The organism is Cupriavidus oxalaticus, assembly GCF_038900635.1.
Classification (GTDB): domain Bacteria; phylum Pseudomonadota; class Gammaproteobacteria; order Burkholderiales; family Burkholderiaceae; genus Cupriavidus; species Cupriavidus oxalaticus_B.
Genome location: NZ_JAYMRX010000015.1, coordinates 1 through 20,374, shown reverse-complemented (window position 1 = coordinate 20,374; position 20,374 = coordinate 1). Strand labels below are relative to the sequence as shown.

Sequence of the window (20,374 nt, the reverse complement as noted above, 5' to 3'; positions counted from 1 at the left end):
GCTTTTATTACTTGCCCTTGGCCGTCATCACGGCTTCGGCGATGTTCTTCGGTGCCTCTGCGTAGTGCTTGAATTCCATGGTGTACGTCGCGCGGCCTTGCGTGGCCGAGCGCAGCGACGTGGAATAACCGAACATTTCCGACAGCGGGACTTCGGCCTTGATGATCTTGCCGCCGCCCACCATGTCGTCCATGCCCTGCACGATGCCGCGGCGGGACGACAAGTCGCCCATCACGGTACCCGTGTAGTCTTCCGGCGTTTCCACTTCCACGGCCATCATCGGCTCGAGCAGAACCGGGCTGGCCTTGCGCATGGCTTCCTTGAAAGCCATCGAGCCGGCCATGCGGAACGCGTTTTCGTTCGAGTCCACGTCGTGGTACGAACCGAACGTCAGCGTGACCTTCACGTCCACCACCGGGAAGCCAGCCAGGATACCGTTCGGCAACGTGTCGACGATACCCTTTTCGACCGCCGGGATGTATTCGCGAGGAATCACACCGCCCTTGATGGCGTCGATGAACTCGAAGCCCTTGCCCGGCTCTTGCGGTTCCAGCGTGATCACAGCGTGACCGTACTGGCCGCGGCCGCCCGACTGCTTGACGAACTTGCCCTCGACGCCTTCGGCCGTCTTGCGAATGGTTTCGCGGTAGGCCACCTGCGGCGCGCCGATGTTGGCTTCCACGCCGAATTCGCGCTTCATGCGGTCGACCAGAATTTCGAGGTGGAGCTCGCCCATACCCGAAATGATGGTCTGACCCGATTCTTCATCGGTACGCACGCGGAACGACGGATCTTCAGCGGCCAGGCGGTTCAGGGCGATGCCCATCTTTTCCTGGTCAGCCTTGGTCTTCGGCTCGACAGCCTGCGAGATCACCGGCTCCGGGAACACCATGCGCTCGAGCACGATCGGGGCAGCCGGATCGCACAGCGTGTCGCCCGTGGTGGCGTCCTTCAGACCCACCGCAGCGGCGATGTCGCCGGCCAGCACTTCCTTGATTTCTTCGCGCTGGTTGGCATGCATCTGCAGAATACGGCCGAGGCGTTCCTTCTTGCTCTTGACCGGGTTGTACACGGTGTCGCCCGAATTGATCTTGCCCGAGTAGACGCGGAAGAAGATCAGCTGACCAACGAACGGGTCGGTCATGATCTTGAACGCCAGTGCCGAGAACTTTTCGTTGTCGTCAGCCTTGCGCTCGAGCTTCTTCTCGCTGTCGTCCTCGTCCGTGCCCGTAACCGGCGGAATGTCGACCGGCGACGGCAGGAAGTCGATCACGGCGTCGAGCATACGCTGCACGCCCTTGTTCTTGAACGCGGTGCCGCACAGCATCGGCTGGATTTCGCAGGCGATGGTACGGTCACGCAGCGCCTTGACGATCTCGGCGCGGGTCAGCTCTTCGCCGCCCAGGTACTTTTCCATCAGCTCTTCGCTGGCTTCGGCGGCGGACTCGACCATCTTCTCGCGCCATTCGTCAGCGGTGGCTTGCAGCTCAGCCGGGATGTCCTGGTATTCGAACTTCACGCCCTGGCTGGCTTCGTCCCAAACGATCGCCTTCATTTCCAGCAGATCGACGACGCCCTGGAAGCCGTCTTCAGCGCCGATCGGCACCACGACGGGCACCGGGTTGGCCTTCAGGCGGGTCTTCAGCTGGTCGTAGACCTTGAAGAAGTTCGCGCCGGTACGGTCCATCTTGTTGACGAACGCCAGACGCGGCACCTTGTACTTATTGGCCTGACGCCAAACGGTCTCGGACTGCGGCTGCACGCCACCCACCGCGCAGTACACCATGCACGCGCCGTCCAGCACGCGCATGGAACGCTCCACCTCGATGGTGAAGTCCACGTGGCCCGGGGTGTCGATGATGTTGAAGCGGTGCTCGGGGTAGTTGCCGCCCATGCCCTTCCAGAAGGCGGTGGTCGCAGCAGACGTGATGGTGATGCCGCGCTCCTGCTCCTGCTCCATCCAGTCCATGGTGGCCGCGCCATCATGGACTTCACCGATCTTGTGGTTCACACCGGTGTAGAACAGGATCCGCTCGGTCGTGGTGGTTTTACCCGCGTCAATGTGAGCCGAAATACCGATATTGCGGTAGCGCTCAATAGGAGTCTTACGAGCCACTTTAATCCTCTATTCGTCCGTGAGGCGCCGACATCTCATGGCCTGCGCCCCTAACACAAACGGGCGAGATGTGTAAAAACACAGCCCGCCCGGCAACCAACAAACGCTATCGCGCGCTTAGAAGCGGAAATGCGAGAACGCCTTGTTGGCTTCGGCCATGCGGTGCACTTCGTCGCGCTTCTTCATCGCGCCGCCACGGCCTTCCGATGCTTCCAGCAGCTCACCTGCCAGGCGCAGCGCCATCGACTTCTCGCTGCGTTTCTTCGCGGCCTCGCGCAGCCAACGCATCGCCAATGCCAGACGACGCGACGGACGAACTTCGACCGGAACCTGATAGTTGGCGCCGCCCACGCGACGGCTCTTCACTTCCACCACCGGCTTCACGTTGTTGATGGCAACGGAGAACACTTCGATGGGGGCCTTGCCTGCCTTCTTTTCGATCTGGTCGAACGCGCCATAGACGATACGTTCGGCAACCGACTTCTTGCCGTCCAGCATCAGCACGTTCATAAACTTGGCAACTTCAACGTTGCCGAACTTCGGATCAGGCAGAACATCCCGCTTGGGGACTTCACGACGACGTGGCATCTTATTTCCTTTAGATTCAGTTGAGAGCGCGGTCAGTTGTTTCCGCTCTCCGGCCACCAACTAGCTTGCATGCAGTAGACAGCAAATTCGCCGGGTGACCACTTACTCGACGGCACGGTTGCCAAAAAGGCGCTCCGTTGTACCGCCGCCTGGTGACAGCACCATGACTTGCGCCACAGGCTATCGGTTGTTGCTTCTTCGGGTCTTTCGGACCCAGGCACCCTAAGCTTAGGCCGCCTTCGGACGCTTCGCGCCGTACTTCGAACGGGCCTGCTTGCGGTCCTTCACGCCTTGCAGGTCGAGCGAGCCACGGACGATGTGGTAACGCACACCCGGCAGATCCTTCACACGGCCGCCGCGGATCAGCACGACCGAGTGTTCCTGCAGGTTGTGGCCTTCACCGCCGATGTACGAAATGACTTCGAAACCGTTGGTCAGGCGCACCTTGGCGACCTTACGCAGTGCCGAGTTCGGCTTCTTCGGCGTCGTGGTGTACACGCGGGTGCACACACCACGGCGCTGGGGGCAGTTCTCAAGCGCCGGGCTCTTGCTCTTGACGACTTCAGAGACGCGCGGCTTGCGAACCAGTTGGTTGATAGTTGGCATTGTTCAATCCAGCTTGGTTTTACGAAAAACGCCCCTCGCGCCGGCATGCGCCAGGCTGGAGAGGCAACTACGAGTTTTTGGGCGGGAGAGATGAGCGGACGCGCTCTGGAGACGGGACTGTGCGGTAACAGCATGCCAAAGAGCGCGAGCCGGCACCCGGATCCCGCGTCTGCCGCCACCGGTCCATCAAAACCGGTCCGGAAGGCTTGCGCCAGCAGCGGCATGAAAGCCACTTATCCGACGGGCGAGCGAAATCCAAAGCCAAAAACTCGAATCTGGCATCGTAGCAGCGGTTTCGTATACCGTCAAGCCGTATACCCAATTGGTATACGCATTGGCTGGGCTGGGGACTAGACCGCGCGCAGCGTGTCCAGGATGCCCTGCCCGTAGCGCTCCAGCTTGGATGCACCAATCCCGGGAATGCCTTGCATTGCCGACAGCGAGTCCGGCGCAGTGCGCGCCAGTTCGGCCAGCGTGGCGTCATGGAAAATCACGTAGGCCGGTACGCCGTGCTCGCGCGCGGCCTCGGTGCGCCAGCGGCGCAGCGCCTCCCAGTTGGCCAGCGTGTCGGCATCCATGTCCGCGGTATGGTCGATGCGGTTGCCGCGCGCCGCGCGTTCGCCGGACTTGCCCGGCTTGGCAGCCTGGCGCCGCAGGATGATCTGTCGCTCGCCCTTGAGCACTTCGCGCGCGCGTTCGCCCAGCAGCAGTGCGCCGTGGCCGCCATGGTCGATCATCAGCAAGCCCTGGGCGATCAGCTGGCGGAAGACCGTGTGCCACTCATGCACCGAACGGTCCTTGCCGATGCCGAAGGTCGATACCTTGTCATGGCCCCACTGCTTGATCTTCTCCGAGGTATTGCCGCGCAGCACGTCGACCAGGTGGGTCGCACCGAAGTGGATGCGGCTTGCCTGCGCGGTGCGGTACACGCATGACAGCGCCATCTGCGCCTCGCGCGTGCCATCCCAGGTGGCCGGCGGCTCCAGGCAGGTATCGCAGTTGCCGCAGGGCTCGCTGGCTTCGTCGAAGTACGCAAGGATGCGCTGGCGCCGGCAGCCGGCGGTCTCGCACAAACCCAGCAGCGCATCGAGCTTGGACGACGACACGCGCTTGAACGCCTCGTCCGCCTCGGACTCGTCGATCATGCGCTTCTGCTGCACCACGTCGCCCAGGCCGTAGGCCATCCAGGCATTGGCGGGCAACCCGTCGCGGCCGGCGCGGCCGGTTTCCTGGTAGTAGCCCTCCATGCTCTTGGGCAGGTCCAGGTGCGCGACGAAACGCACGTCGGGCTTGTCGATCCCCATGCCGAACGCGATCGTCGCCACCATCACGATCCCTTCTTCTTCTCGGAAGCGTGCCTGATGGCGCTGGCGGATGGCGGCATCCATGCCCGCGTGATAGGGCAGCGCATTGATGCCATGCCCTTGCAGCCACGCCGCTGTTTCTTCCACTTTCTTGCGCGACAGGCAGTAGACAATGCCGCTGTCATGGGTACCGTCGCCCGCGGTGTGCTCAGCCTTGATAAAGGCCAGCAATTGCTGGCGCGCATTGTCCTTCTCGACGATGCGGTAGCGGATATTGGGCCGGTCGAAGCTGGAGATGAAAACGCGGGCGTCGTCCAGCGCCAGCCGCTCGATGATCTCGTTGCGCGTCAGCGCGTCGGCGGTAGCGGTCAGCGCGATGCGCGGCACGTACGGGAAGCGTTCGTGCAGCACCGACAGCTGGATGTACTCCGGCCGGAAATCATGGCCCCACTGCGATACGCAATGCGCCTCGTCGATGGCGAACAGTCCGACGCGGGTACGCTCGAGCAGGTCGAGGAAGCGCGGCGTCATCAGCCGCTCGGGTGCGACGTAGAGGATCTCCACCCTGCCGGCCAGAAGGTCGCGCTCGACGGCGGACGCTTCCGAACCGGTCAGCGTCGAATTCAGTACCGCGGCTCGCACGCCCGCTTCGGTCAGCGCGGCGACCTGGTCCTGCATCAGCGCAATCAGCGGCGATACCACGATGCCGACGCCCTGCCCTGTGCGCTGGCGCAGCAGTGCCGGAATCTGGTAGCACAGCGACTTGCCGCCGCCGGTTGGCATCAGCACCAGGCTGTCGCCGCCTTCGGCAACGTGGTCGATGATCTCGGCCTGGCGCCCGCGGAAGGCGTGGTAGCCGAAGACATCCTTGAGGATCGCCAGTGCTTGCGACATGGACTGCGGAATTGCTGAAGCCGGAAAAGCCGTAACCTTACCACTAAGGGACCCGGCCACCGCGCCTGGCGGGCAAACTCTCCGACGTTTCTCACGAAAGGTCACGCCACGTGCGGACGTAAAAAAAGCCCGGCTGGATCAGCCGGGCTTTCGACCGCCTTGCGGCGGGCATTCACTACTGCAAGATCAGGCGTTGTCGCCTTCACCCTCGGTCGTCGCCTGCACCACCGGCGTCGGCTCGATGAAGAGCGACTGCTCTTCTTCGGCGATCGCCTGGGCGCGTTCGCGCTCGGAGGCCTCGCGTGCCTTGCGGGCACGGTGGTAGGCCAGGCCGGTACCGGCCGGGATCAGACGGCCGACGATCACGTTTTCCTTCAGACCACGCAGGTCGTCGGTCTTGCCCATGATCGCGGCTTCGGTCAGCACGCGCGTGGTTTCCTGGAACGATGCCGCCGAGATGAAGCTGTCGGTAGACAGCGACGCCTTGGTAATACCCAGCAGCAGGTTCTCGTAGGTTGCCGGACGCTTGCCTTCGGCGATCACGCGGTCGTTCTCGTCGAGCAGTTCCGAACGCTCCACCTGTTCACCCGGGATGAACTTGGTGTCGCCCACATCGACGATCTGCACACGACGCAGCATCTGGCGAACGATCACCTCGATGTGCTTGTCGTTGATCTTCACGCCCTGCAGTCGGTACACGTCCTGCACTTCGTCCACGATGTAGTGCGCCAGCTCTTCGATGCCCTTCAGGCGCAGGATGTCGTGCGGGTCCGCCGGACCTTCCACGATCATTTCGCCCTTGTTCACCACCTGGCCGTCGTGCACCAGCACCTGCTTTTCCTTCGCGATCAGGAACTCGTGGGCATTGCCGTCCAGGTCGGTAATGACCAGGCGCTGCTTGCCCTTGGTGTCCTTGCCGAACGAGGTCGTGCCGGTGACTTCCGCCAGCACGGCGGCATCCTTCGGCGAACGCGCTTCGAACAGCTCGGCCACTCGCGGCAGACCACCGGTAATGTCGCGGGTCTTCTGCGATTCGGTCGGGATACGCGCGAGCACTTCACCCACGTGCACCTGCTGGCCGTCCTTCACCGTGATCAGCGCGCCGACCTGGAAGCCGATGGTCACGGAGTGGTCCGTGCCCGGGATCTTTACTTCCTGGCCGTTGGCGTCGAGCAGCTTCACCTGCGGGCGGATGCCCTTGGTTGCAGCCGTGCGGCGCTTGGCGTCGATCACCACCAGGGTCGACAGGCCCGTCACTTCGTCCATCTGCTTGGCGACGGTCACGCCTTCTTCAACGTTCTCGAACTTGGTCGTACCGGTGTATTCCGAAACGATCGGGCGAGTCAGCGCGTCCCAAGTGGCCAGCTGCGTGCCAGCCTTGATCGCCTGGCCGTCCTGCACCAGCAGCGTGGCGCCGTACGGGATCTTGTGGCGCTCGCGCTCGCGGCCATGGTCGTCGGTGATCAGCGCCTCGCCCGAACGCGAGATGACGATCAGTTCGCCCTTCGCATTGGTGACGTAACGCATGGTCGCCGTGAAACGCACGGTACCGGTCGCCTTGGCTTCCACGCTCGATGCCACTGCCGCACGCGATGCAGCACCACCGATGTGGAACGTACGCATGGTCAGCTGCGTGCCCGGCTCACCAATCGACTGGGCGGCAATCACGCCCACCGCTTCGCCGGAGTTCACCAGCACGCCGCGGCCCAGGTCGCGGCCATAGCACTTGCCGCACAGGCCGTAGCGCGTGTCGCACGACAGCGGGGTGCGGACCTTGACTTCATCCACGCCGATGTTGTCGATCAGCTCGACCAGGTCTTCGTCCAGCAGCGTGCCGGATTCGATCGCGGTTTCCTGGGTTTCCGGGTTCACCACGTCGGCCACGGTCACGCGGCCGAGGATACGGTCGCGCAGGGCTTCGATCACTTCACCGCCTTCGACCAGGGCCTTCATGGCCACGCCGTTGGAGGTGCCGCAATCGTCTTCCACCACGACCAGATCCTGGGTCACGTCGACCAGACGACGGGTCAGGTAACCCGAGTTCGCGGTCTTCAGTGCCGTATCCGCCAGACCCTTACGGGCACCGTGGGTCGAGATGAAGTACTGCAGAACGTTCAGGCCTTCACGGAAGTTCGCCGTAATCGGCGTTTCAATGATCGAGCCATCCGGCTTGGCCATCAGGCCACGCATGCCGGCCAGCTGGCGGATCTGCGCGGCGGAACCCCGTGCGCCCGAGTCGGCCATCATGTAGATGGAGTTGAACGACTCTTGCTTCACGGTCCTGCCTTCGCGGTCGACCACGTCTTCGTGCTGGAGCTGCTCCATCATCGCCTTGCCCACCTGGTCGCCGGCGGCGCCCCAGATGTCAACGACGTTGTTGTAGCGTTCCTGGTCGGTCACCAGACCCGACATGTACTGCTTGTCGTATTCCTTCACCTTGGCCGAGGCCTCGGCGATGATCTTTTCCTTGGCGGGCGGCACCAGCATGTCGTCGATCGCGATCGAGATACCGGCGCGGGTTGCCAGGCGGAAGCCCGACTGCAGCAGCTTGTCGGCGAAGATCACGGTCTCGCGCAGGCCGCACTTGCGGAACGCAGTGTTGATCAGGCGCGAGATTTCCTTCTTCTTGAGCGGCTTGTTCAGCACCGAGAACGGCAGGCCCTTCGGCAGGATCTCGGACAGGATCGCGCGGCCGACCGTGGTAGCCTGCAGCGTGACCTTGGGTGCGAAACGGGCGTCGCCTTCAGCGTCCTTGTCGACCAGCTCATACTCGGTGATACGCACGTTCACGCGCGAAGCCAGTTCGACTTCCTTGTTCTCGTAAGCGCGGATCACTTCGCTGATGTCGGCAAAGGTCATGCCCTCGCCGCGGCCGTTGATCTTGTCGCGGGTCGTGTAGTACAGACCCAGCACCACGTCTTGCGACGGCACGATCGACGGGTCGCCGTTAGCCGGGAACAGCACGTTGTTGGAGGCCAGCATCAGGGTGCGGGCTTCCATCTGCGCTTCCAGCGACAGCGGGACGTGGACAGCCATCTGGTCACCGTCGAAGTCGGCGTTGAACGCCGCGCAGACCAGCGGGTGCAGCTGGATGGCCTTGCCTTCGATCAGCACCGGCTCGAACGCCTGGATGCCCAGGCGGTGCAGCGTCGGCGCACGGTTCAGCATTACCGGGTGCTCGCGGATCACCTCTTCGAGGATGTCCCACACCACCGGGGTCTGGCTTTCGACTTCCTTCTTCGCCGCCTTGATGGTGGTGGCGATGCCCATCGTTTCCAGCTTGTGGAAGATGAACGGCTTGAACAGCTCGAGCGCCATCAGCTTGGGCAGGCCGCACTGGTGCAGCTTGAGCGTCGGGCCCACCACGATGACCGAACGGCCCGAGTAGTCGACGCGCTTGCCCAGCAGGTTCTGACGGAACCGGCCGCCCTTGCCCTTGATCATTTCGGCCAGGGACTTCAGCGGACGCTTGTTGGCGCCGGTCATCGCCTTGCCGCGACGGCCGTTGTCCAGCAGCGAGTCAACCGCTTCCTGCAGCATGCGCTTTTCGTTGCGCACGATGATCTCGGGCGCCTTCAGCTCCAGCAGGCGCTTCAGGCGGTTGTTACGGTTGATGACGCGGCGATACAGGTCGTTCAGGTCCGAGGTCGCAAAGCGGCCGCCGTCCAGCGGCACCAGCGGGCGCAGCTCGGGCGGCAGCACCGGCAGCACTTCGAGGATCATCCACTCGGGCTTGATGCCCGAACGCTGGAAGGCCTCGAGCACCTTCAGGCGCTTGGCGAACTTCTTGATCTTGGCTTCGGAGCCGGTGGCCTGCAGCTCGGCGCGGATCTGTTCGATCTGCTTCTCGATGTCGATGCCGCGCAGCAGTTCACGGATGCCCTCGGCACCCATCATGGCGACGAACTCGCCCTCGCCGTACTCGTCGCACTTCGCCAGGTAGTCGTCTTCGGACATGATCTGGCTCTTCTTGAGCGGGGTCATGCCGGGTTCGATCACCACGAATGCTTCAAAGTACAGCACGCGCTCGATGTCGCGCAGCGTCATGTCCAGGACCATGCCCAGGCGCGACGGCAGCGACTTCAGGAACCAGATGTGCGCGGTCGGCGCGGCCAGTTCGATGTGGCCCATGCGCTCGCGGCGCACCTTGGCCAGCGTCACTTCAACGCCGCACTTCTCGCAGATCACGCCACGGTGCTTCAGGCGCTTGTACTTGCCGCACAGGCACTCGTAGTCCTTGATCGGGCCAAAGATCTTGGCACAGAACAGGCCGTCGCGTTCCGGCTTGAACGTACGGTAGTTGATCGTTTCCGGCTTCTTCACTTCGCCGTACGACCACGAACGGATCTTCTCGGGCGAGGCCAGGCCGATCTTGATCGCGTCGAACTGCTCTTCCTGCTGTACCTGCTTAAAGAGATCGAGCAATGCTTTCATTGCAACTCCTTGTTTCGCCACCGTCCCGGAGTCTGTCCGGATCGGTGGCATTCATTCTGTGGGAAATCCTGCGCTGGTGAGTGCCGGCCGCAGCCGGCACCCGCATCGGCTCGATCAGTAGCGATCGAGGTCGATGTCGATACCCAGCGAGCGGATTTCCTTCACCAGCACGTTGAACGATTCCGGCATGCCGGCGTCGATCGAGTGCTCGCCCTTGACGATGTTTTCGTACACCTTGGTACGGCCGTTCACGTCATCGGACTTGACCGTCAGCATTTCCTGCAGCACGTAGGACGCGCCGTAGGCTTCCAGTGCCCACACTTCCATCTCACCGAAACGCTGGCCACCGAACTGCGCCTTACCACCCAGCGGCTGCTGCGTCACCAGCGAGTATGGGCCGGTGGAACGTGCGTGCATCTTGTCATCGACCAGGTGATGCAGCTTCAGCATGTGCATCACACCCAGCGTGACCGGACGCTCGAACGCTTCGCCGGTGCGGCCGTCGAACAGCGTGACCTGTTGCTTGGAGGCGGTCAGGCCCTTTTCCTTCGCGATCTCTTCCGGATAGGCGAGGTCCAGCATGCGGCGGATTTCATCCTCATGCGCACCATCGAACACCGGCGTCGCGAACGGCACGCCCTTCTTCAGGTTGTCGGCCAGTTCCAGGACTTCCGAATCCGACAGGCTGTCGAGGTCTTCGACCTTGCCGCTCTCGTTGTAGATCTGCGTGAGCAGGTTACGCACTTCGGCTGCCTTGGCCTGCGCCTTCAGCATGTTGCCGATGCGCTCGCCCAGACCGCGCGCGGCCCAGCCCAGGTGGGTCTCGAGAATCTGGCCCACGTTCATCCGCGAAGGCACGCCCAGCGGGTTCAGCACGATGTCGGCGGGGGTACCGTCGGCCATGTAGGGCATGTCTTCGATCGGGGTGATCTTGGACACGACACCCTTGTTGCCGTGACGGCCTGCCATCTTGTCGCCAGGCTGCAGGCGGCGCTTGACGGCCAGGTACACCTTGACCATCTTGATCACGCCCGGCGGCAGTTCGTCGCCCTGCGTGAGCTTCTTGCGCTTCTCTTCGAAAGCCAGGTCGAACTCGTGGCGCTTCTGCTCGATGGCTTCCTTGACGGCTTCCAGCTGGGCAGCCAGTTCCTCGTCCGCCGGACGGATGTCGAACCAGTGGTACTTGTCGACGTCAGCCAGGTATTCCTTGGTGATCTTGGCGCCCTTGGCCAGCTTCTTCGGACCGCCGTTGACGGTCTTGTCGATCAGCAGGCGCTCCAGACGCTGGAAGGCATCGCCTTCCACGATACGCAGCTGGTCGTTCAGGTCCAGGCGGTAACGCTTCAGTTCGTCGTCGATGATCGACTGGGCACGCTTGTCACGGGTCACGCCTTCGCGGGTGAAGACCTGGACGTCGATCACGATGCCGCTCATGCCCGACGGCACGCGCAGCGAGGTGTCCTTCACGTCCGAAGCCTTCTCGCCGAAGATCGCGCGCAGCAGCTTCTCTTCCGGAGTCAGCTGGGTCTCGCCCTTCGGCGTGACCTTGCCCACCAGCACGTCGCCGGCTTCGACCTCGGCGCCAATGTAGGTGATGCCCGACTCGTCCAGGCGAGCCAGCTGGGCTTCGGCCAGGTTCGAGATATCGCGCGTGATTTCCTCAGGTCCCAGCTTGGTGTCGCGGGCAACGACCGACAGTTCCTCGATGTGGATCGAGGTATAGCGGTCTTCGGCCACCACACGCTCCGAGATCAGGATCGAATCCTCGAAGTTGTAGCCGTTCCACGGCATGAACGCCACCAGCATGTTCTGGCCCAGTGCCAGTTCACCCAGGTCGGTCGAGGCGCCGTCGGCGATCACATCGTTGCGGGCAACGATATCGCCAACCTTGACCATCGGACGCTGGTTGATGTTGGTGTTCTGGTTCGAGCGCGTGTACTTGATCAGGTTGTAGATGTCCACGCCGACTTCGCCGGCCACGGCTTCGTCGTCGTTCACGCGGATCACGATACGCATTGCGTCGACATAGTCGACCACGCCGCCACGCATCGCCTGCACGGCAGTACCCGAGTCGACCGCAACGGTGCGCTCGATGCCGGTACCGACCAGCGGCTTGTCCGGACGCAGGCAAGGCACGGCCTGACGCTGCATGTTCGCGCCCATCAGTGCACGGTTCGCGTCATCGTGTTCCAGGAACGGCACCAGCGAGGCAGCGGCCGACACGATCTGCGACGGCGCCACGTCGATGTACTGCACGCGGTCCGGCGTCACCATACGGGTTTCACGCTCGGAGCCTTCACGCGCCGACACCAGTTCGTCGGTCAGGTTGCCGTCGGCGTCGACGGTCGCGTTGGCCTGCGCCACCACGTACTTGCCTTCCTCGATCGCGGACAGGTAGTCGACCTGGTCGGTCAGCTTGCTGTTCTCGACCTTGCGGTACGGGGTTTCCAGGAAGCCGTACTCGTTCAGGCGCGCATACAGTGCCAGCGAGTTGATCAGACCAATGTTCGGACCTTCCGGCGTTTCGATCGGGCACACGCGGCCGTAGTGGGTCGGGTGCACGTCGCGGACTTCAAAGCCGGCGCGCTCGCGGGTCAGACCGCCCGGGCCCAGTGCGGAGACACGACGCTTGTGCGTGATCTCGGACAGCGGGTTGGTCTGGTCCATGAACTGCGACAGCTGCGACGAACCGAAGAACTCGCGGATCGCCGACGAGATCGGCTTCGAGTTGATCAGGTCGTGCGGCATCAGGTTCTCGGTCTCGGCCTGGCCCAGACGTTCCTTGACGGCACGCTCCACGCGCGACAGGCCGGCGCGGAACTGGTTCTCGGCCAGCTCGCCGACGCAACGCACGCGACGGTTGCCCAGGTGGTCAATGTCATCGACCTCGCCCTTGCCGTTGCGCAGGTTGACCAGGATCTTGATGGTCTCGAGGATGTCCTCGTCCTGCAGCACCATGGCGCCTTCACCGCTGGGGCGGCCCAGGCGGCTGTTGACCTTCATGCGGCCAACGCGCGACAGGTCGTACGACTCTTCGCTGTAGAACAGGCGCTGGAACAGCGCTTCCACGGCTTCCTCGGTCGGCGGCTCGCCCGGGCGCATCATGCGGTAGATCGCGATACGCGCGGCGGTCTGGTCGGCGGTCTCGTCCACGCGCAGGGTCTGCGACATGTACGGGCCCTGGTCCAGGTCGTTGGTGTACAGGGTCTGGATCTGCTTGACGCCGGCTTCGCGCAGGTTTTCCAGCAGCGTTTCGGTCAGCTCGTCGTTGGCGTTGGCGATCACCTCGCCGGTATCCGGGTCGATGATGTTCTTGGCCAGCACGCGGCCCAGCAGGTAGTCTTCCGGCACGCTGATCAGCTTGGTGCCGGCCGAGTCCAGGTCGCGGATATGCTTGGCGTTGATCCGCTTGTCCTTCTCGACCACCACGCGGCCGTTCTTGTCGGCGATGTCGAAGCGCGCGACTTCACCGCGCAGGCGCTCGGGCACGAACTCCAGTTGCGCGCCTTCCGACTGCAGCGTGAAGTTGTCGAACACGAAGAAGTGCGCGAGGATCTGTTCCGGGGTCAGGCCGATCGACTTCAGCAGGATCGTCACCGGCATCTTGCGGCGGCGGTCGACGCGGAAGTACAGGATGTCCTTCGGGTCGAATTCGAAGTCCAGCCACGAACCGCGGTAGGGGATGATACGTGCCGAGAACAGCAGCTTGCCCGAGCTGTGGGTCTTGCCCTTGTCGTGCTCGAAGAACACGCCCGGCGAGCGGTGCAACTGCGAGACGATGACACGCTCGGTGCCGTTGATCACGAACGAACCGGTGGAAGTCATCAAGGGGATCTCACCCATGTAGACTTCCTGCTCCTTCACTTCCTTGACCTTGCCCGGGTTCTCGCGATCGTTGATGATCAGGCGAACCTTCGCGCGCAGGGCCGAGTGGAAGGTCAGGCCACGCTGTTGGCATTCCTTGACGTCGAACGGCGGGTTGGACAGGTGGTACGAGACGAACTCCATACGGGCAAGCCCGTTATGCGAGGAGATCGGGAAGATTGCGTTGAAAGCGGCCTGGAGGCCTTCGCTCTTGCGACGCGCGGTCGGCGTTTCCGCTTGCAAGAACTGAGTGTAGGATTCAATCTGAGTGGCAAGCAGGAATGGAACCTGATGTACCGTCGCGCGCTTCGCAAAACTTTTGCGAATGCGCTTCTTTTCGGTGAAGCTGTACGCCATGGGATCTCCGAATCATCGCAGGACGGCTGGACCTGGCCGTGCCTGAGGTGTTCAGCGACTGGGAGGGGATTTGGCGGTTGGCCGCTACCAACCTCTGGCTGACGGTGTCCGCACGCTGCGGGCGGTGTGGTCGTCGCATCAGCGCAACGCCTGTACTCGCCCGGGGGACACCCGACCAAACTTGTCTTCTGCAGTCGGTTCAGAAGACAAACATCAGCAGCAACCACTTAGTGTGCCACTGATGTTTGGCCTCTGCTGAGTTGCCGGCAAATCAAGTGCTGCCGGGACTCGCAAACATCACTTCTTGCAACTTTGCCGCTGTGCAGAGTGGTGACTAAAACACAATCGCACAAGCGCAAAAAGGCTGGCGCCGGGAATTTCCCTTTGCCAGCCCCATTCGCGTGCCGCAAGGGCACGCGAATACAGCATTACTTGACGTCGACCTTGGCGCCGGCGTCTTCCAGCTTCTTCTTGGCTTCGGCAGCAGCGGCCTTGTCCACGCCTTCCTTGACGGGCTTCGGTGCGCCATCGACCAGGTCCTTGGCTTCCTTCAGGCCCAGACCGGTGATTTCGCGAACGGCCTTGATCACGCCAACCTTGTTGGCGCCGACTTCGGCCAGGATCACGTTGAACTCGGTCTGCTCTTCAGCAGCGGCGGCACCGCCAGCGCCCGGAGCAGCAGCCACGGCCATGGCAGCAGCCGACACGCCAAACTTCTCTTCGAACGCCTTGACCAGGTCGTTCAGTTCCATCACGGACATCGCGCCAACGGCTTCCAGGATGTCGTCTTTGGTGATTGCCATTTGAAATACTCCTACTAGATTTGATTCGGTATCGGTAATGCGATCTTTCGATGCGCGGCCTGGGTTGCCTTAGGCGCCGGCGGCTTCCGCTTCCGCGGGAGCACCTTCGGCGTTCTTGGCGGCCAGGGCAGCCAGCAGACGGGCGAAGCCCGACACCGGTGCCTGCATCACGCCCAGCAGCTGAGCAATCAGTTCGTCGCGGGTCGGGATCGAGGCCAGCGCCTTCACGGCGGCAGCGTCGAGAACCTTGCCGTCATACGACCCGGCGCGCAGGACCAGCTTGTCGTTGGTCTTGGCGAAGTCGTTGAGAACCTTGGCCGAGGCCACTGCATCTTCGGAAATACCGTAGATCAGCGGACCGGTCATCTGCTCTGCGAGGCCTGCAAACGGCGTACCTTCGACGGCACGGCGAGCCAGCGTGTTCTTCAGAACACGCAGGTACACGCCTTGCTGGCGAGCGGCAGCACGCAGCTTGGTCAGATCGCCAACCGCAATGCCGCGATATTCGGCGACGACGATGGTCTGGGCCTTGGCGACTTGCGCCGAGACCTCAGCAACGACGGCCTTCTTATCTTCAATATTGAGTGGCACGGTTAAGCTCCAAAATGACGCTGTGTCTCCGGCAATACCGGAGCCTTCACGTCAGCACAAACGAACGGCGTCCGATTGGCCCGAATCAGCCGGGTCAGTGCCCGGTTGCTTCAACCCCTTCGGGTGCGCCATCTGCGCTGGCTGGCCGGAAGACGTCGCTCAGGCTTGGAAGCCTTCCCGCACGTTCCGACCGATTAAGCCCTTTCCGCATCATTGCCGCGGACAAGGACACCAGCGGTCTTTGATAACCAGCGGTGCCGCCAGCGCTTGCGCGCCTTGCGGGCACCACTGCCCAAAGCCTTGCTCCATTCCTCGCGGTCCGGAGCCGATCCCCGCCTCGGCGAGGACCTTCAATTCTTTCAGCCGACCAGTTGTTATCGGGTTCCGGTCAGCACGCTGCCGTCAGTTCAGGCAGCCAGCGTGGCCTGGTCGACGCGCACGCCAACGCCCATGGTCGACGAGACGGCGATCTTGCGCAGGTACACGCCCTTGCTGGTAGCCGGCTTGGCCTTGACCAGCGCTTCCAGCAGCGCCGACAGGTTGCTCTTCAGCGCGGTGTCTTCGAACGAACGACGGCCGATGGTGGCGTGGATGATACCGGCCTTGTCGACACGGAACTGGACCTGACCGGCCTTGGCGTTCTTCACGGCCTGGGCCACGTCGGGGGTCACGGTGCCAACCTTCGGGTTCGGCATCAGGCCGCGCGGGCCCAGGATTTGGCCCAGCGTACCAACGATACGCATCGTGTCCGGCGAAGCGATCACGACGTCGAAGTTCAGGTTGCCGGCCTTGACTTGCTCAGCCAGGTCCTCCATGCCGACGATGTCAGCACCGGCGGCCTTGGCGGCCTCGGCCTTCTCGCCCTGGGCGAACACAGCCACGCGCACCGACTTGCCGGTACCGGCGGGCAGCACCACGGAACCACGAACCACCTGGTCCGACTTCTTGGCGTCGATGCCCAGTTGCACGGCCACGTCGATCGACTCGTCGAACTTCGCCGAGGCGCAGCCCTTCACCAGGCCCAGGGCCTCGTCGATCGGGTAGAACTTGGTACGCTCGATCTTCGCCTTGTTGGCGGCGACGCGCTTGGAAACCTTAGCCATTTACAGACCCTCCACGGTGATGCCCATCGAACGAGCCGAACCGGCGATGGTACGCACGGCGGCGTCCAGGTCGGCGGCGGTCAGGTCAGCGTTCTTGGCCTTGGCGATTTCTTCAGCCTGGGCGCGGGTGATCTTGCCAACCTTGTCGGTATGGGGCTTCGGCGAACCCTTGGTGATGCCGGCTGCCTTCTTGATCAGCACGGTCGCCGGCGGCGACTTCATCACGAAGGTGAAGCTCTTGTCGGCGAAGGCGGTAATCACCACCGGCACCGGCAGACCAGGCTCCATGCCTTGGGTCTGGGCGTTGAACGCCTTGCAGAACTCCATGATGTTCAGACCACGCTGACCCAGTGCGGGACCAACGGGCGGGGAGGGATTTGCCTTACCAGCCGGAATCTGCAGCTTGATAAAGCCAATGATCTTCTTGGCCATTTCTACTCCAATCCGGATCGCCCCATGAAGGGGTTGCGATCCTGTTGAGTCGTAACGCGCTGTCGCCGCACCGGTGGCACGGCCTCACGCTCCTCTTTGGCAACGCCCTGGGGCGCTGCCGTTGCCAGTTGCCGCCTTTCGGCCGACAACCGGCAAATTCCTTAAACCTTCTCGACCTGGCCGAACTCGAGCTCGACCGGCGTAGCGCGCCCGAAGATCGTGACCGAGACGCGCAGGCGCGACTTCTCGTAGTTCACTTCTTCCACGTTGCCGTTGAAGTCGGTGAACGGGCCGTCCTTGACGCGCACCATTTCGCCCACTTCGAACAGCGTCTTGGGACGCGGCTTCTCGACCCCTTCCTGCATCTGGGTCATGATCTTGTCGACTTCGCGCTGCGAAATCGGGCTCGGGCGGTTGCGAGCGCCACCCACGAAACCGGTGACCTTGCTGGTGTTCTTCACCAGATGCCAGGTCTCGTCGGTCATTTCCATTTCCACCAGCACGTAGCCCGGGAAGAAACGGCGTTCGGTGACCGACTTGTGGCCGCCCTTGATTTCCACGACTTCTTCGGAAGGCACCAGGATGCGGCCAAATTTGTCCTGCATCTCGGCGCGCTCGATGCGCTCCTGCAGCGCGCGCTGCACGCTTTTCTCCATACCGGAGTAGGCGTGAACGACATACCAGCGCTTCTTCGACGAAGGCAATTCCGGCGCGGTGGTTTCCTGCTGAGCGTTATCCGTCATGTGCTACCTCTTATTTCCAGCCCAGTACAAGCGAAAACACGATCCACTCGATGAGCTTGTCCGCCGACCACAGGAACAGTGCCATGATGACGACAAAGACGAAGACCAGCCCCGTCATCTGCCCGGATTCCTTGCGCGTCGGCCAGACGACCTTGCGAACTTCCCGATACGATTCTTTGGCGAACCCAATGAAGTCCTTGCCCGGTGCCGACACCAGTGCAACGACGACACCCAGTGCAATACCGCCGAACAGCGCAGCGCCACGTACATAAGACGGTTGCTGTGCGAGTGCATAGAAACCGATGACGCCGGCAACCACCAGCAGCACCGCGACGCCGAGCATCCACTTGCCGCTGTTGGCGTTTACGGTTTCAACATTGGGATTGGCCATGTTTCGCAAACGAGACTAAGCCGCGTCACGATTGTTCCTCGCGACGCGGCTGATTGATTTGGCAGGGGCAGAGGGAATCGAACCCCCAACCTTCGGTTTTGGAGACCGACGCTCTGCCAGTTGAGCTATACCCCTAGAACTACTGAGAGCCGGCGCTTGCGCCAACCCTCTTCTGGCAACGAACGCGGCCGGTTGGTGCCGCGTTCGCTATCGAACAGCTTAGTCGAGGATCTTTGCCACGACGCCGGCGCCGACGGTACGGCCGCCTTCACGGATAGCGAAGCGCAGGCCTTCTTCCATGGCGATCGGGGCGATCAGCTTGACGGTGATCGACACGTTGTCACCCGGCATGACCATTTCCTTGTCCTTCGGCAGCTCGATCGAGCCGGTCACGTCGGTCGTACGGAAGTAGAACTGCGGGCGGTAGTTGTTGAAGAACGGGGTGTGACGGCCGCCTTCGTCCTTCGACAGGATGTACACCTCGCCGGTGAAGTGGGTGTGCGGCTTGATCGAACCCGGCTTGCACAGCACCTGGCCGCGCTCGACGTCTTCACGCTTGGTGCCGCGCAGCAGCAGACCGACGTTGTCGCCAGCCTGGCCCTGGTCCAGCAGCTTGCGGAACATTTCCACGCCGGTGCAGGTGGTCTTCACGGTCGGGCGGATACCGACGATTTCGATTTCTTCGCCGACCTTCACCACGCCGCGCTCGATACGGCCGGTCACCACGGTGCCGCGACCCGAGATCGAGAACACGTCTTCCACCGGCATCAGGAAGGTACCGTCAACGGCACGCTCCGGCGTCGGGATGTAGGTGTCCAGCGCGTCGGCCAGGCGCATGATGGCTTCCTCGCCCAGGTCGCCCTTGTCGCCTTCCAGTGCCAGCTTGGCCGAACCCTTGATGATCGGGGTGTCGTCGCCGGGGAATTCGTACTTCGACAGCAGTTCGCGAACTTCCATCTCGACCAGCTCGAGCAGTTCAGCGTCGTCCACCATGTCGCACTTGTTCAGGAACACGATGATGTACGGCACGCCGACCTGGCGGGCCAGCAGGATGTGCTCGCGCGTTTGCGGCATCGGGCCGTCAGCGGCCGAGCACACCAGGATCGCGCCGTCCATCTGGGCGGCACCCGTGATCATGTTCTTCACGTAGTCGGCGTGGCCCGGGCAGTCAACGTGCGCGTAGTGGCGGTTGGCCGTCTCGTACTCGACGTGGGCGGTATTGATGGTAATACCGCGTGCCTTCTCTTCCGGCGCTGCGTCGATTTCGTCGTACTTCTTGGCGGCACCGCCGAACTTCGCAGCCAGCACCGTGGCGATCGCTGCCGTCAGCGTGGTCTTGCCATGGTCAACGTGACCAATCGTACCAACGTTCACGTGCGGCTTGGTCCGCTCGAACTTTTCCTTTGCCATTGCGCGACTCCTGTCTCGGTAGCGATGTTGCCAGTGCGGTGGTGTTTGGTGCCCATGGGCAGGATCGAACTGCCGACCTCTCCCTTACCAAGGGAGTGCTCTACCACTGAGCCACATGGGCGAAACTAGACGTACTACTTTATGACAGCAACCGCGCGACTTGGAGCGGGTGAAGGGAATCGAACCCTCGTCGTAAGCTTGGAAGGCTTCTGCTCTACCATTGAGCTACACCCGCCCGGTTCTTTCCTACTTCTTCACCGGCATTGCCGGCTGCTGTCTTGCATTCTGGTGGAGAGGGCTGGATTCGAACCAGCGTAGGCGTAAGCCAACAGATTTACAGTCTGCCCCCTTTAGCCACTCGGGCACCTCTCCGCAGAGAACTATCGATTATGGGGCTATTCACCTTGCCTGTCAAGCACTTTCCGTTGCGGACTCTGTACTTGGCCAAGCCAGGGAAGGCGTTCCAGCGTGGCGCTAGGTGCCGCCTGATCGCTCCCACAAGCGCAGCTTAGATTGCTACGTTCTCACCCTATAGGGGCTTCGCGGCGCGGCTCCTGGAGGCTCTGGAGCGGCCTGGCGGGTCTTCGCGACACCATGTAAGCCCGGCGGGACAAAGCAAAAACCCCTCGCAGCGAACGCTGTCGAGGGGTTTTGCACAATAAGAGCCTGGCGATGACCTACTTTCACACGGGTAATCCGCACTATCATCGGCGCGGAGTCGTTTCACGGACCTGTTCG

Annotated in this window: 13 protein-coding genes and 4 tRNA genes; all 17 read right to left on the bottom strand. The window is 62.5% G+C overall.

Features of this window, described 5'->3' with window-relative positions:
* Positions 1–7: 7 nt before the first annotated feature.
* The 17 genes from fusA to VSR71_RS21820 all read right to left on the bottom strand — a co-directional run bounded on the left by fusA (position 8) and on the right by VSR71_RS21820 (position 20,008).
* Positions 8–2,116, bottom strand: a complete 2,109-nt coding sequence (gene fusA / locus VSR71_RS21900) for an elongation factor G (RefSeq protein ID WP_029049804.1) — start codon at positions 2,114–2,116, stop codon at positions 8–10.
* Between the two features lie 117 nt (positions 2,117–2,233).
* Complete coding sequence (gene rpsG / locus VSR71_RS21895) at positions 2,234–2,704, bottom strand: 30S ribosomal protein S7 (RefSeq protein WP_010810459.1); 471 nt, start codon at positions 2,702–2,704, stop codon at positions 2,234–2,236.
* Between the two features lie 228 nt (positions 2,705–2,932).
* Positions 2,933–3,310, bottom strand: a complete 378-nt coding sequence (rpsL, locus tag VSR71_RS21890; RefSeq protein ID WP_010810460.1) for a 30S ribosomal protein S12 — start codon at positions 3,308–3,310, stop codon at positions 2,933–2,935.
* 350 nt (positions 3,311–3,660) lie between these two features.
* Positions 3,661–5,508, bottom strand: coding sequence for a DNA helicase RecQ (recQ, locus tag VSR71_RS21885; RefSeq protein ID WP_342915938.1), 1,848 nt, complete (start codon positions 5,506–5,508; stop codon positions 3,661–3,663).
* A 186-nt stretch (positions 5,509–5,694) separates the two neighbouring features.
* Positions 5,695–9,942, bottom strand: a complete 4,248-nt coding sequence (gene rpoC / locus VSR71_RS21880) for a DNA-directed RNA polymerase subunit beta' (RefSeq protein WP_342915937.1) — start codon at positions 9,940–9,942, stop codon at positions 5,695–5,697.
* Between the two features lie 114 nt (positions 9,943–10,056).
* Positions 10,057–14,163, bottom strand: coding sequence for a DNA-directed RNA polymerase subunit beta (gene rpoB / locus VSR71_RS21875; protein ID WP_342915936.1), 4,107 nt, complete (start codon positions 14,161–14,163; stop codon positions 10,057–10,059).
* Positions 14,164–14,591: 428 nt separating this feature from the next.
* The gene (rplL, locus tag VSR71_RS21870) at positions 14,592–14,966 is read right to left on the bottom strand and encodes a 50S ribosomal protein L7/L12 (RefSeq protein WP_010810464.1); all 375 of its coding nucleotides are present in this window, start codon (positions 14,964–14,966) and stop codon (positions 14,592–14,594) included.
* A gap of 69 nt (positions 14,967–15,035) precedes the next feature.
* On the bottom strand, positions 15,036–15,557 hold the full coding sequence (rplJ, locus tag VSR71_RS21865; protein WP_116338086.1) for a 50S ribosomal protein L10: 522 nt from the start codon (positions 15,555–15,557) through the stop codon (positions 15,036–15,038).
* A gap of 407 nt (positions 15,558–15,964) precedes the next feature.
* On the bottom strand, positions 15,965–16,660 hold the full coding sequence (gene rplA / locus VSR71_RS21860; RefSeq protein WP_342915935.1) for a 50S ribosomal protein L1: 696 nt from the start codon (positions 16,658–16,660) through the stop codon (positions 15,965–15,967).
* Entirely contained in the window at positions 16,661–17,092 is a 432-nt protein-coding gene (gene rplK / locus VSR71_RS21855) for a 50S ribosomal protein L11 (protein ID WP_010810467.1), read from the bottom strand.
* A 161-nt stretch (positions 17,093–17,253) separates the two neighbouring features.
* On the bottom strand, positions 17,254–17,835 hold the full coding sequence (nusG, locus tag VSR71_RS21850; protein ID WP_342915934.1) for a transcription termination/antitermination protein NusG: 582 nt from the start codon (positions 17,833–17,835) through the stop codon (positions 17,254–17,256).
* 10 nt (positions 17,836–17,845) lie between these two features.
* Positions 17,846–18,226, bottom strand: a complete 381-nt coding sequence (gene secE / locus VSR71_RS21845) for a preprotein translocase subunit SecE (protein ID WP_029049797.1) — start codon at positions 18,224–18,226, stop codon at positions 17,846–17,848.
* Positions 18,227–18,285: 59 nt separating this feature from the next.
* A tRNA-Trp gene (locus VSR71_RS21840) sits at positions 18,286–18,361 on the bottom strand.
* Between the two features lie 84 nt (positions 18,362–18,445).
* On the bottom strand, positions 18,446–19,636 hold the full coding sequence (gene tuf / locus VSR71_RS21835; RefSeq protein ID WP_342915933.1) for an elongation factor Tu: 1,191 nt from the start codon (positions 19,634–19,636) through the stop codon (positions 18,446–18,448).
* 46 nt (positions 19,637–19,682) lie between these two features.
* Positions 19,683–19,757, bottom strand: a tRNA-Thr gene (locus tag VSR71_RS21830).
* Positions 19,758–19,797: 40 nt separating this feature from the next.
* Positions 19,798–19,871, bottom strand: a tRNA-Gly gene (locus VSR71_RS21825).
* 51 nt (positions 19,872–19,922) lie between these two features.
* A tRNA-Tyr gene (locus tag VSR71_RS21820) sits at positions 19,923–20,008 on the bottom strand.
* Between the last annotated feature and the right edge of the window lie 366 nt (positions 20,009–20,374).